10 protein-coding genes are annotated in these 13674 nt (G+C 69.8%); 1 reads left to right on the forward strand and 9 read right to left on the reverse strand.

Annotation, left to right across the window (positions count from 1 at the left end; all coding sequences use genetic code 11):
• Positions 1-9 precede the first annotated feature (9 nt).
• Positions 10-570 carry a YceI family protein gene (locus ACU5E9_RS03830; protein WP_456812303.1) on the reverse strand — a complete coding sequence of 187 codons (561 nt, stop codon included), beginning with the start codon at positions 568-570 and terminating at the stop codon, positions 10-12.
• Positions 571-764: 194 nt separating this feature from the next.
• Here ACU5E9_RS03830 and ACU5E9_RS03835 point away from each other — a divergent pair, with 194 nt between their 5' ends.
• Positions 765-1577, forward strand: coding sequence for an oxygenase MpaB family protein (locus tag ACU5E9_RS03835; RefSeq protein WP_456812304.1), 813 nt, complete (start codon positions 765-767; stop codon positions 1575-1577).
• 12 nt (positions 1578-1589) lie between these two features.
• Here ACU5E9_RS03835 and ACU5E9_RS03840 read toward each other — a convergent pair whose 3' ends face one another.
• The 8 genes from ACU5E9_RS03840 to abc-f form a co-directional block, all read right to left on the reverse strand.
• Positions 1590-2180 carry a hypothetical protein gene (locus ACU5E9_RS03840; RefSeq protein ID WP_456812305.1) on the reverse strand — a complete coding sequence of 197 codons (591 nt, stop codon included), beginning with the start codon at positions 2178-2180 and terminating at the stop codon, positions 1590-1592.
• Between the two features lie 84 nt (positions 2181-2264).
• On the reverse strand, positions 2265-2807 hold the full coding sequence (locus ACU5E9_RS03845; protein ID WP_456812306.1) for a hypothetical protein: 543 nt from the start codon (positions 2805-2807) through the stop codon (positions 2265-2267).
• A gap of 13 nt (positions 2808-2820) precedes the next feature.
• Positions 2821-4584, reverse strand: a complete 1764-nt coding sequence (gene treZ / locus ACU5E9_RS03850; RefSeq protein ID WP_456813494.1) for a malto-oligosyltrehalose trehalohydrolase — start codon at positions 4582-4584, stop codon at positions 2821-2823.
• A gap of 14 nt (positions 4585-4598) precedes the next feature.
• Entirely contained in the window at positions 4599-6947 is a 2349-nt protein-coding gene (gene treY, locus ACU5E9_RS03855) for a malto-oligosyltrehalose synthase (RefSeq protein WP_456812307.1), read from the reverse strand.
• Positions 6948-6952: 5 nt separating this feature from the next.
• A complete protein-coding gene (glgX, locus tag ACU5E9_RS03860; protein ID WP_456812308.1) occupies positions 6953-9181 on the reverse strand; it encodes a glycogen debranching protein GlgX in 2229 nt (742 codons plus the stop codon).
• A 106-nt stretch (positions 9182-9287) separates the two neighbouring features.
• Positions 9288-10322, reverse strand: a complete 1035-nt coding sequence (locus ACU5E9_RS03865) for an LLM class flavin-dependent oxidoreductase (RefSeq protein WP_456812309.1) — start codon at positions 10320-10322, stop codon at positions 9288-9290.
• Positions 10323-10429: 107 nt separating this feature from the next.
• Positions 10430-11869, reverse strand: coding sequence for an FAD-binding oxidoreductase (locus ACU5E9_RS03870; RefSeq protein ID WP_456812310.1), 1440 nt, complete (start codon positions 11867-11869; stop codon positions 10430-10432).
• Between the two features lie 86 nt (positions 11870-11955).
• Complete coding sequence (gene abc-f, locus ACU5E9_RS03875) at positions 11956-13641, reverse strand: ribosomal protection-like ABC-F family protein (protein ID WP_456812311.1); 1686 nt, start codon at positions 13639-13641, stop codon at positions 11956-11958.
• Positions 13642-13674: the final 33 nt, after the last annotated feature.

The raw sequence follows: 13674 nt of genomic DNA on the forward strand, positions 1-13674 counted from the left end.
GCAGACTGCTTAGGCCTGGAGGGCGCCCTGCAGCTCGAGGGTGATGGTGACCTTGTCGCCGAGCAGCACGCCGCCGGTCTCGAGGGCGGCGTTGTAGGTGAGGCCGAAGTCTTCACGGTTGATCTCGGTCTTGGCGGTGGCGCCGAACTTGTAGTTGCCGTAGGGGTCTCCGCCGAAGCCGCCGAAGTCGAAGTCGAACGTGACGGGCTTGGTGACACCCTTGATGGTGAGGTTGCCGTCAACGAGGTAGTCGCCCTTGACGACGCGCACGCCGGTCGACACGAAGTCGATGGTCGGGTAGGTCTCGGCGTCGAAGAAGTCGCCGGTGCGCAGGTGGCCGTCGCGGTTGGCCTCGTTGGTGTTGATGGACGCGACCGTGGCGGAAGCGGTGACGCTGGTCTCGAGGGGGTTCTCGGTGGTGACGAAGGTGGCGTCGAAGTTCTCGAACGTGCCCTTGACCTTGCTGATCATGATGTGACGGATGCTGAAGCCGACCGCGCTGTGCGTCGGGTCGATGGTCCAGGTTCCGGCTTTGTAGCCGGGGATGGTGATGATGTCGGTGTCGCTCATGGTGCTCCTCAAGTCCGTGGGGCAAGTCGATCCCTCGCCCTCAGATATATGCAAGTGCATACGTCTGTAGGTTATTCCATCATTCGCAAGAAAATATCTGAACGCTTCAGGAACGACTCACGACTCTTCCCCGCCGGTTCCCCACCTGTGTCCCGGCGGAGGAAGTAGGCTCGGCCTCTCGAGAGGACCTGCACATGCGACCCACACCAGCCAAGGCGGACCGCCCGGCGCTCGGCATCCGGGACGTCGCCCCGGAAAGCGTCCTGGTGCTCGCGGGCGGGCGCGCGATCCTGCTCCAGCTGGCCAATCCCGCCGTGGGGCACGGGGTGGCCAGGCACAGCGACTTCGCCAGCAGGCCGCTCGGGCGGCTGAACGGCACCCTGGCCTTTGTCTACGCCGTCACCTGCGGCACCCCGATCGACCGGGCTGCGGCCGTGCGCCGGGTGGCCCTCGCCCACCGGCCGGTGCACAGCGCACCGGGCGCGGACTCCCCGGCACCGGCGTACAACGCCTTCGACCCGCACCTTCAGCTGTGGGTGGCCGCGACCCTGTACGAGTCGGCCACCCGCATGCACGACCTGGTCTACGGCCCGCTGGCGGATGCCGACGCCGAGTCCGTCTACCGGGATTACGGCGTGCTGGGCACGGCGTTGCAGGTGCCGCCGGGCATGTGGCCTGTGGACCGGGCCGCCTTCGCCGCCTACTGGCTCCGGGCCACGGCGGAGTTGTCCACCGACACGACGACGCGCGGCGTGGCCGACCAGCTACTGCATTCGCGCACGGGGCCACCCTGGCTGCGCCTGGCCATGCCGCTGGCTCGGCTCGTCACCACCGGGCTGCTGGAGCCGGATGAGCGGGCCCTGTTCGCGCTGCCCTGGTCCGCCGGCCGGCAGCGCCGCTTCGACGCGCTGCTCGGCGTGATGCGCCTGGTCTACCCGCGACTGCCGGCCCGGTTACGGCACGCGCCGATGCGGCACTACCTGCGGGCCGGCCGCGCCGCCGACTAGGCGAACTGGAAGCTAAAAGAAGTCGTCCGGGGTGCCGGCGGCGCGGGTGACCGCAGCCGTGGAGACACCGGCGCCGTCGAGCATGGCCATGGCCACACGCAGGCCGGACTCCATCTGCGACGCCCAGACCTCCGTCTCGCGGGCGCTCTCCTGCACGGCCTCGAGCTTGGCGATGGCCTTCTCTTTGTCGGCGCGTTCGGTGCGCACCTGCTGGATGCTCAGGGTGACGGCGTAGTACGCGGCCACCATGGAGGCGATCGGCGTCGCGATCACGGCCAGGGCGATGACACTCTCGTTGGAGACGTTCACGAAGATCATGATCAGGAAGGCAATGGTCAACACCGCGATCCCGACCAGGACGACGACGGCGGCGCGCTGCGGCGGCGGCGTGCGCAGGTCCGACATCAGGGTGCGGTTGCGGGTCTTGGCGGGGGCGGCCGTCGCGGCCGGTTCGGTACCGGCCAGGACGTCGGCTTCCCCAGCCGTGCCGGAACTGCCGGCGGGTGCGGCCGGTTCGGCGCGAGGCATCTCCAGCCGCTCCGTCGTGGCGACGTGGTCGATCGGGCGGGTGCGGTCGAAGGGGTCGAAATTCTGGTCGGTCATCATCACTCCAAGTCGGTTGGACGCCTGCGTGGCGGGTGTGCGGTTCGAGTGTGCATTCGGGGCTGCGGGCCGGGTTTTACCGGATCAGGCACCCTGGTCGGGTGTCGCCGGCTCCTGTCCCGTGGAATCTGTTGCGGATTCTGTTGTGGAGGGTAGCGCGTCGCCGGGCAGGAACACCCGTTTGTAGCTCCGGCCATCCGGCAGCTCGACGGTGCGGCTGGTCAGCTTACCCCTGCTCACCTGCAGGTACACCGCTTGCGGGCTCACCCCGAGCCGGGCAGCGGCGTCCGCGACCGAATGGCCGGGCAGGTCGGTGGGCACGCTGCTCGGCCGGATGCTGCGCTTGCGGCCCGCGTCGAGCCGCGCGGCGATCTCGGCGTCCGTTCCCTGCCACCGCCACTTCGCGGCGGTGGGCTTGAGCCCGGCAGCGTCGGCGATCTGCGGCCAGCCGGCCCCCTCCGCCAGGGCATCCCGCACGCTCGCCAGCGCCGCCGGGTCGGCGTCGAGGTGCTGTAACACGGCGCGGATGGCCCGCATCCGTTCGAGGGCGGGGGCCGTCTCGTCGGCGTCCAGTGCCGCGAGCCGGGCAAGGGCCGCCGCGGTCTCGGTGGATAGGAAATGGCCCACGGTTCCTCCCGGCCTAGACGAGCACGGCGACGGAATGCGGCGGCAGCAGCACCCGGCCGCCCTCGAAAACGGGACGCGCGTCGGCGTTGTTCGCGAACGAGGCCAGCACGTCCGCCGTCGACACGGGAATCCACCGGTCGCTCCTGGACAGGTTGATGGCGATTTCCGTGCTGCCGCGGGTGAGCAGCAGCCAGCCGTCGTCTTCGTCGTAGGCGACGGAGACCTGGCCGAAGCGCGGGTCGGTCACGTCGGCAAGCTGCCGCCGCAGGGCGCCGAGTTCGCGGTAGAAGGCCAGGAGCCGGCCGGCGTCGGGCCGGGTGGTCTCCGTCCAGTCCAGCTTGGACCGCTCGAAGGTCTCGGGATCCTGCGGGTCCGGCACCACGGCCGGGTCCCAGCCCATCCGGGCGAACTCGCCGATGCGGCCTTCGGCGGTCGCCAGGCCCAGGTCGGGTTCCGGGTGGGAGGTGAAGAACTGCCAGGGGGTGCTGGCGCCCCACTCCTCGCCCATGAACAGCATCGGGGTGAACGGGCCCAGGAGGGTGAGGGCCGCGGCGATGCCCAGCTGGCCGGTGTCGAGCTGGGCGCTCAGCCGGTCACCGATGGCCCGGTTGCCGATCTGGTCGTGGTTCTGGTTGGCCACGACGAGACGCCAGGCCGGCATCTGTTCGACATCGACCGGGCGGCCGTGCAGCCGGCCTCGGAAGCTGGAGAAGGTGCCGTCGTGGAAGAACCCGCGGGTGAGCACCTTGGCCAGGGCTCCGAGCGGGGCGAAGTCGGCGTAATAGCCCACCGTCTCGCCGGTCAGGGCGACGTGCACGGCGTGGTGGAAGTCGTCGCTCCACTGGGCGTCGAGGCCGTACCCGTTGGCCTCACGCGGGGTGATCAGACGCGGGTCGTTGAGATCGGACTCGGCGATGAGGGTGAGCGGGCGGCCGACGTGGGCACTGAGCACCGCGACCTCGGTGGCGAGCTGTTCGAGCAGGTGCACGGCCGAGTGGTCCTTGAGGGCGTGCACGGCATCCAGCCGGAGACCGTCGACGTGGTAGTCGCGCAGCCACATCAGGGCGCTGTCGATGATGTACCGGCGCACCTCACCGGAGTCCTGGCCGTCGAGGTTGACCGACGCGCCCCAGGTGTTGCCCTCGGCGTCGCTGAGGTATGGGCCGAAATTGGGCAGGTAGTTGCCGCTGGGGCCGAGGTGGTTGTGCACGACGTCCTGGATGACGCCGATCCCGGCGGCGTGGCAGGCGTCGACGAAGGCCTGGTACGCGGCCGGGCCGCCGTAACCCTCATGCACGGCGTACCAGAGCACGCCGTCGTAGCCCCAGTTGTGGGTTCCGTTGAAACCGTTCACCGGCAGCAGCTCGACGAAGTCGACGCCGAGCTCGACCAGGTGGTCCAGTCGCCCGGCGGCGGCGGCCAGGGTGCCCTCGGGGGTGAAGGTACCCAGGTGCAGCTCGTAGATGGTGCTGCCGGCGAGCTGGCGGCCGGTCCAGGCGTCGTCCTGCCAGGTGTGGGCGGCGGGATCGAAAGTGCGCGAGAGCTTGTGCACGCCCTGCGGCTGGCGGCGGGAGCGCGGGTCGGGGAACGGGCCGGCGCCATCGACGAGGAAGCCGTAATCGGTGCCGTCCGATTCGGCGCCCGGCAGGGTGCCGTGCCACCAGCCGGAGTCGTCGCGGGTCATCGGGGCGCGGCTGTCGCCGGTCACCAGCTCAACGGAGTCGGCGGTCGGCGCCCACACGTCGACGGCCTGTGGGGCCCCGATCTGTTCGGTCACTGAGATCTGTTCGGTCACTGAGAGACCTCCTCGGTCGTTGCGGGAATCAGCAGCGCCACCGGGTAGCGCGAGAGCAGGTCCGCCAGGCGCACCGGGCCGCCGTCGAACCGGGCGCCGGTGAGGGCGTCCTGCCAGGCGTGCCCGGCCAGCAGGACCGTGGTGTCGCCCCAGCCGGTGCGGGCCAGCGCGACCGGCAGCCGGGTCGCGACGGTCACGGCGCCGCCGCGATCGTACGCCACCACGTGCGCGGCGGCCGGGCCGAAGGCCTCGACGGGGGCGTGCCGGGAGAACAGCTCCGGCCGTTCCCGGCGAAGCCGCAGGGCGCGGGAGGTGATGAGGAGCTTCGCGGCCCCGGTCTCGTCGATCGGTGGCAACCAGCCGTCGTCGATCCGGGCCAGGTAGTCCCTCCGCACGGTGTAGTCCACCGGGCGCCGGTTGTCGGGGTCGACGAGGGACATCTCCCAGAGTTCGCTGCCCTGGTAGACGTCGGGCACGCCCGGCGCGGTGAGCTGGATGAGCTTGAGCGCGAGTGAGTTGCTCCAACCCGCCTGCTGCACCCGGCCGACAACGGCCGACACGGTGTCCTGGAGCGGACCCGGCTCGGCCACGTCGCGCACCAGGGCGCGCATGGCGTTCTCGAACTCCTCGTTCGGGGCGGTCCAGGTGGTGGACAGGTTCGCCTCGCGGGAGGCCTTCTCGGCGTAGCCGATCAGGCGGTCGGTCGAGGCGGGCCAGGACCCGACGATGGCCTGCCAGAGCAGGTTCTCGAACGGGGCGTCGCCGAGGGGGGCCAGGGCACGGAGGTCGGCCAGCACGCCGGCCCAGTCGTCCGGGATCTCAGCGAGCACCGAGATCCGGGCGCGCACATCCTCGCCGCGCTTGGTGTCGTGGGTGGAGAGGGTGGTCTGCGAGGCTGGCACGACCGCCAGCCGGGTCTGCTGCCGGCGGTGGAACTCGTCGACGGACACCGCGAACTCGCTCGGGTCGGCGCCGACCTCGTTGAGTGAGGTGAGCCGGCTGTAGCGGTAGTACGCCGTGTCTTCCACGCCCTTGGCCATCACCATCCCGGAGGTCTGCTGGAACCGCACGGCGGCGGGATGGGCCGGATCGGTCAGGTAGGGCAGCAGCGCGGTGATGATGGCATCGAGGTCGGGGCGGCGCTGGCGGGCCAGCCGCACGGCGGTGTCGAGCTCGTGGCGGCCGACCGGCAGGTAGGAGCGGTAGACCGGGAACCAGGCGATCAGTTCGGCGAGGGCGTCACGAACGGCGGCCGTGCGCTCGTCGGTGTCGGCCACCTCTGGCAGCAGGCGGGCCAGCCGGCGCACCTCACTTTGCAGGATGCCGTCGGCGATGGCGCGCTTGCCGGTGTAGACCAGCTCGGGCCAGGAGACGTCGCCGGCCGGGGTCCCGGCCGTGCGCTCGGCCTGCAGGGTGGCCTCCAGGGCGTCGAGCCGGTCCTGCCCGGCGGGATCGACGAGCACCCGGTCGAAATCGGCGAGGGCGTCGTAGCCGGTGGTGCCGTCGGTGGACCAGTTGGTGGGCAGCTGCTCACGGCCCTCCAGGATCTTCTCAACGAGCAGGTAGCCGTCGCCCATGGCCGCGCGCAGCCGGTCGAGGTATCCGCCCGGGTCGGCGAGGCCGTCGGGGTGGTCGACCCGCAAACCCTGCACCTGGCCGGTGTGTACCCAACGCAGGATCTCGCGGTGGGACTCGTCGAAGACCCAGGGCACCTCCACGCGGACACCGGCGAGGGTGTTCACGGCGAAGAAGCGGCGGTAGTTGAGGGACGCATCCGCCCGGCGCCAGTTGACCAGTTCGTAGTGCTGACGGTCGTGTACCACCCGGGCGCTGGCGCCGTCGGATGCGGTGCCCTCGGCGATCGGGAACCGGTTGTCGTAGTAGTGCAGTTCGTCGCCGACGATGCTCAGCCGGTCCAGCTCGGTCTCGCCGTCGCCGAGCACCGGCAGCAGCAGGCGTCCGTTGCCGGCGGGCCAGTCCACATCGAAGGCCTCGGCGTAGCGGGAGGACTGCCCGGCGCGCAGCAGGTCCCACCACCAGGCGTTCGCGTGCGGCGTGTTCACGCCGACGTGGTTGGGCACGATGTCGACCAGGATGCCCCGGCCGGCCGCGCTGGCGCGCGCGGCGAGCCGGGCGAGTGCCTCCGGCCCGCCGCGGGCGGGGTCAACGCTGCCGTGGTCGACAACGTCGTAGCCGTGGTCCGACCCCTCCTCCGCGCTCAGCAGCGGGGAGAGGTAGATCCAGTCGGCACCGAGCTCGTTGACGTAATCGAGTACGGCGGCCGCCTCGTCCAGGTCGAAGGCGGAGGTGATCTGCAGGCGATAGGTCGAGACGGGGATGCTCATTGCGGTTACGAGGGTCCTTCGGTCGAGGCGTACGGGTCGCTCACCACGGGCAGGGTGATGGTGGCGGTGGGCGGGGCCGGGTGACTGGCCAGGGATGCGGCGACCGAGTGGTCCGGCGCCACCTCGGGCTCGTGGTACTCCCGCAGCACCACCAGGGATCGGGCCATGACGGTGTGGATCGCACCGGCGGGGCGCGGCAGCGAGTCGGCACCCTCTCCCCCGGTGTCGATCACGATCTCCCAGGCGGGCGAGTACTCCTCGCTCGGCAGCGTGAATTCGACGTCCTCGCCATCCGCGTTGAACAGCAGGATGAAGTTGACGTCGGTGACGTCGCGGCCGCGGGAGTCGCGCTCGCGGATTCCCTGGCCGTTGAGGAACATGCTGACGGTGCGGGACCGGCTCTCATCCCAGTCCTCCGCCCGCATCTCCTGGCCGTCGGTGTTCAGCCAGACGATGTCCGCCAGCGGGTCGCCCTCGCCACGCTTGCCCGGGTGGCCGTCGAAGAACCGGCTGCGGCGGAAGGTGGGGTGTTCCTTGCGCAGTCGCACCACGGCGGACGTGAACTCGATCAGTGGCTGATCGGCCTCGTCCCAGTGAATCCAGCTCAGCTCGGAGTCCTGGGCGTAGGTGTTGTTGTTGCCCTGCTGGGTACGGCCGAGTTCGTCGCCGTGCAGGATCATCGGGACGCCCTGGGACAGCAGCATCGTGGCGATGAAGTTGCGCTGCTGGCGGCCGCGCAGGCTGCGGATGGTGTCGTCGTCGGTGGGGCCCTCGACGCCGGCGTTCCAGGACCGGTTGTGGCTTTCGCCGTCGTTGTTGTCCTCGCCGTTGGCGTCGTTGTGCTTCTCGTTGTAGGACACCAGGTCGTTGAGGGTGAAGCCGTCGTGCGCGGTGACGAAGTTGATCGACGCGACCGGGCGACGGCCGGAGTGCTCGTAGAGGTCGGCGGAACCGGAGATGCGGGAGGCGAATTCACCCAGTGTGGACGGCTCGCCGCGCCAGAAGTCGCGCACGGTGTCGCGGTACTTGCCGTTCCATTCCGTCCACTGGGGCGGGAAGTTGCCGACCTGGTAACCGCCGGGGCCGACGTCCCAGGGCTCGGCGATCAGCTTCACCTGGGAGACGATCGGGTCCTGCTGCACGAGCTCGAAGAAGGTGGACAGCTTGTCGACGTCGTAGAGGTCGCGGGCCAGGGCGCTGGCGAGGTCGAAGCGGAAACCGTCGACGTGCATCTCGATGGCCCAGTAGCGCAGCGAGTCCATGATCAGCTGCAGCGAGTGCGGGTGCCGCACGTTGAGGGTGTTGCCGGTGCCGGTGTAGTCCATGTAGTAACGACCGTCGTCGTCCATCAACCGGTAGTACGCGGCGTTGTCGATGCCCTTGAACGAGATGGTCGGGCCGAGGTGGTTGCCCTCCGCGGTGTGGTTGTACACCACGTCGAGGATGACCTCGATGCCCGCGGCGTGCAGGTTCTTGACCATGCCCTTGAACTCCTGCACCTGCTGGCCGAGGTCTCCGCTGGAGGAGTAGCTGTTGTGCGGGGCGAAGAAGCCGATGGTGTTGTAACCCCAGTAGTTGCTGAGGCCCTGGTCCTGCAGGGTGGAGTCGTTGACGAACTGGTGCACCGGCATCAGCTCGATCGCGGTGACGCCGAGCTTCTGCAGGTGCTCGATGACCGACGGATGCGCCACGGCCGCGTAGGTGCCGCGCTGGGACTCCGGGACCTCGGTCTGCAGCTGGGTGAGGCCCTTGACGTGCGCCTCGTAGATGACCGATTCGCTGTAGGGGGTCCGCGGCGAGCGGTCACCGGTCCAGTCGAAGAACGGGTTCACGACGACACCGAGCATCATGTGCGGGGCGGAGTCCTCGTCGTTGCGGGAATCCGGGTCGCCGAAGTTGTAGGAGAACAACGCCTGGTCCCAGTCCATGACACCGCAGGTGGCCTTGGCGTAGGGGTCGAGGAGCAGCTTGTTCGGGTTGGCGCGCTTGCCCTCGCTGGGGTTGTACTCGCCGTGCACGCGGTAGCCGTAGCGCTGGCCCGGCTGCACCTCCGGCAGGTAGACGTGCCAGACGAACGCGCTGGACTCGCGCACCTCGACGGGGGTTTCCGCGCCGTTCTCGTCGAACAGGCAGAGCTCCACCCGTTCGGCGGCCTCACTGAAGAGGGCGAAGTTGGTGCCGCTGCCGTCATAGGTTGCGCCGAGCGGGTAGGCAGATCCGGGCCAGGTTTCCACGGTGGACTCCTCGAGGAGATAAGAACGAAAGGGTGAGCGTGGGCGGTTTGCCTGAGCCGGGCCCACCAGTTCACGCTACCCCGTCCGGAGAGCCCCGCTTTGCCGGTCAGGCCATGAGTTCGTGCACGAGGGGCGCCACTTCGGTGCCGTACAGCTCGATACTGGTCATCAGCTTCTCGTGCGAAAGGGTGCCCAGGCTGTATTTCAGGTCGAAGCGGGACAGCGACAGGCCGGTGGCCATCCGGGCGATCTTGGTGGCGACGGTCTGCGGGGAGCCCACGAACAGGGCGCCGTCGGGGCCGGCATCCTGCAGGAACCTCGCCTTCGTGGCCGGGCCCCAGCCGCGCTCACGGCCGATCCGGTCCTGCATGGCGCGGTAGTGCGGCCACATCTCCTCGCGGGCCTGCTCATCGGTGGCGGCGACGTAGCCGGGCGAGTGCTCGCCGATGGGCTGCATCTCGCGGCCGAACTGGTCGAGGGCGCGGTGGTAGAGGTCGGTGAACTGGGCGAACGCGAGGGGCTCGCCGCCGATGATCGCCAGCATCAGGGGCAGGCCGTAGTGGGCGGCGCGCACCACCGACTGGGGGCTGCCGCCGACACCGATCCAGGTGCGGATGGAGCCGGACTCGGTGGGTGGGAAGACCCGCTGCTCACTCAGCGCGCCGCGGGTGCTGCCGGACCAGGTCACGGGCTGTTCCTTGAGCAGTTCGGTGAACAGTTCGAGTTTCTCCTCGAAGAGCTGTTCGTAGTCGCCCAGGTCCAATCCGAACAGGGGGAAGGACTCGGTGAAGGAACCCCGGCCGAGGATGACTTCCGCGCGCCCGTTGGAGACCGCGTCGAGGGTGGCGAAGCGCTGGAACACCCGCACCGGGTCGTCTGAGCTGAGCACGGTGACGGCCGAGCCGAGCTTGATAGTCTCGGTCTTGCTGGCGATGGCGGCCAGGACGACCTCGGGCGCGGAGACGGCGAAGTCCTCGCGGTGGTGCTCCCCGATGCCGAAGAAGCTCAGGCCGACCTGGTCGGCGAGCACACCCTCCGCGACGACGTTCCGCAGCGTCTGGGCCTGGCTGAGCAGGCTCCCGTCGGCGGCGTAGGTGACGTCGCCGAACGTGTCGAGACCCAGTTCCAGTGTCGGTGCCATGTGTGGTGCGCCCTTCCGATCAGTTTGTATGCATACGCATACTAAGCCCCAACCGGGCGGGGCACCGGTCTATTCCAGCATGCCGGGGCGCAGCCGTCATCCCGGGTTCAGTCGGTGTCCCCCGTGGCGACGGCCGGCAGGATGTTGTGGTTGCGGCGGAGCAGGTTCTGCGGGTCGTAGTCGCGCTTGAGAACCGCCAACCGTTCCAGCTTGGACACCCCGTAGACCTGCTCGGCCTGCTGTACGGGGTCGGCGTTCTGCTCTTCGCCGAGGAAATTCACATACCGGCCGCCGGATCCCAGCGGTTCGACCTCGGCGCCGAAGGAGCGGATGAAGGCCGTCCGGGCCTGGTCGTCCTCGGCGGCCGCCCAGAATCCGTAGATGTTCAGCCAGTACCGTGCGGCCCGGCTCGGGAAGGGTGTCGCCTCCTCGGGGACCCGGCCGAAGGCGCCGCCGAGGTGGTGGATGTCGAACCCGGTTCCCACCCAGGTCTGCTCGGTGCCCCTGCGCATCAGGGCGGCGATCACGTCGGGGTCCAGTTGGTCGAAGGAGGAGTTCCGCCAATAGCCGCGGGATCCCTTGGGGAAGACCGCGTCGACGGAGGACTGCCAGGCCGGCCAGCTGACCGGTTCGGTGGCCTCCATCGCGGGCGGCGCGGCGCGGCGCAGCCGGTCGACGACCTGCTCCGCCCGCGCCGAGTCATCCGTCGCCCAGGCGAACCCGACGAGCATGAGCGGGGCGGTTCCCATGCCCATCACGGGCGGTGGAACGGTGAAGGTGAGCACGCTGGTCAACTCGTCCGGGAGGTCCCTCGTCCAGGCCTCGTAAGCCGACAGGGCGGATTCCCAGAGTGGCGCCGGATAGACGAAGGTACCGGTGAAGGGCAGGGCGGGGATCGGATGGGCCCGGAAGGTGAACTCGGTGACGACACCGAAGTTCCCGCCGCCGCCGCGCAGGCCCCAGAACAGGTCGGGGTTCTCGGTCTCGCTCGCCGTGACGGTGTCACCGGCGACGGTCACCACCTCGGCCGACAGCAGGTTGTCGACGGTGAGCCCGTATGCCCGGGTGAGCCAGCCCACCCCGCCGCCCAGGGTCAAACCGGCGATGCCGGTGTTGGAGACCACCCCGATCGGAACGGCCAGGTTGAACGGTTCGGTGGCGCGGTCGATGTGGGCGAGGGTGGCGCCGGCCTGGACCCGCACCGTGCGCGCCCCAGCGTCCACCTGCACCCCGTTGAGGTCCGACAGGTCGAGGACCAGCCCGTCGGCGACCGTGCCGTTGCCGGCGACGTTGTGGCCGCCGCCGCGCACTGCGAGCGGCAGGCCCTGCTCAGCGGCGAGGTCGAGGGTGGGGGCGATGTCCGCGGGTGATCCGGCGCGCACGACGGCGATCGGCCGCCGGTCGATCATGCCGTTCCACACCCGCCGAGCGTCGTCGTAGCGTGGGTCGGAACGGTCGATCAAGTCGCCGGTAATGCGGCTCCGCAGCTGGGAGAGCACGGAGCGGTGGGTGGAGCCGTGGGTGTCGCGGTTGGACTGGGCGTTCATCGGACTACCTCCAACGGGTCGACGGCGGGTATCCGGCGCCGGCGAAGCCCCCTCTCCCGGCGCCGTCCGCGACCATGACAGCACCATCAGCGGCCGATGGCAACGCCCGTCATGCTCTCGGTGACCCGGCCCGCGTCGACGGCCCAGTGCCGGTCCAGGCGCACCGTGGCGAGCATCCGCCGGTCGTGCGTGACCAGCAGCACCGTGCCGGTGTAGGAGTCGAGCGCCTGTTCGAGTTGTTCGATCGCGGCCAGGTCGAGGTGGTTGGTGGGCTCGTCGAGCACCAGCAGGTTGACGCCGGTGGCCTGCAGCAGGGCCAGGCCGGCGCGGGTGCGCTCGCCGGGTGAGAGGGCGTCGGCGGGCCGGTTGACGTGGTCGGCGGTGAGGCCGAACTTCGCCAGCAAGGTGCGCAGTTCACTGGCGGCCAGGTGCGGAAGTCTCTCCTCGAAGATGGTGACCAGGCTCGCCTGGCCGGTGACACTGGCCCTGGCCTGGTCGATCTCGCCGATCGCGACGCTGGTGCCCAGGGTCGCCGTCCCGGAATCGGCTGTGCTGCGGCCCAGCAGCGCCCGCAGCAGCGTGGTCTTGCCCGCCCCGTTCGGCCCGGTGATGCCGATCCGCTCCCCCGCGTTGACCTGCAGCGACACCGGTCCGAAGACGAAGTCGCCCTGTCTGATCACGGCTTCGTTCAGGATCGACACCACGGTGCTCGACCGGGGCGCCGACCCGATCGTGAACTCCAGCTGCCACTCCTTGCGGGGCTCCTCGACCTCGTCAAGGCGATTGATCCGGCTCTCCATCTGGCGAACCTTCTGCGCCTGCTTCTCGCTGGATTCAGCCGACGCCTTGCGGCGGATCTTGTCGTTGTCCGGCGCCTTCTTCATGGCGTTCCGCACCCCCTGGCTCGACCATTCCCGCTGGGTGCGGGCGCGGCCCACGAGGTCGGCCTTGGTGTCGGCGAATTCGTCGTAGGCAGCACGCTTCTGCTGCCGGGCCGTTTCGCGTTCCTCGAGGTAGGACTCGTAGCCGCCGCCGAAGACCCTGTTGGCGCCCTGGGCGAGGTCGAGTTCGAGCACCCGGGTCACGGAGCGGGCCAGGAACTCCCGGTCGTGACTGACCAGGACGACGCCGCCGCGGAGGCCCCTGACGAAGCCCTCCAGCCGGTCCAGGCCGTCGAGGTCGAGGTCATTGGTCGGCTCGTCGAGCAGCACGATGTCGAACCGGGACAGCAGCAGCGCGGCCAGTCCCACGCGGGCGGCCTGACCGCCGGAGAGCGACGTCATCGGGGCGGATGCGGCGACGTCGGTGTCGAGGGTGAGGCCCAGGTCGTGCAGCACGGCGGGCAGCCGGTCGTCGAGGTCGGCGGCGCCGCTGGCCAGCCAGCGGTCCAGGGCGGTGGAGTACACATCGGCGGGGTCGGCCCCGCCCGGCGTGGCGGGCTCGGCGAGGGCCGCTGCCGCGGCATCCATCTCCCGGGTGGCCGCGGCGCAGCCGGTGCGGCGGTTGATGTAGCCCGCGACGGTCTCGCCAGGCACACGCTCGTGCTCCTGCGGCAACCACCCGACGAACGCATCCGCCGGCGACAACGTGACAGTGCCGGCCTGGGGCTCGTCGAGGCCGGCCAGCAGGCGCAACAGGGTGGACTTGCCGGCGCCGTTCACGCCCACCACCCCGACTACGTCGCCGGGGGCTACCGTGAGGTCGAGGGAGTCGAACAGAGTGCGATGGGCGTAGCCGCCGGCCAGGCCCTTGGCGACGAGTGTTGCGGTCATGAAACTAGTTTCCCATTCCGGGCCGCCGGTTCC

The organism is Cryobacterium sp. AP23 (assembly GCF_054075385.1).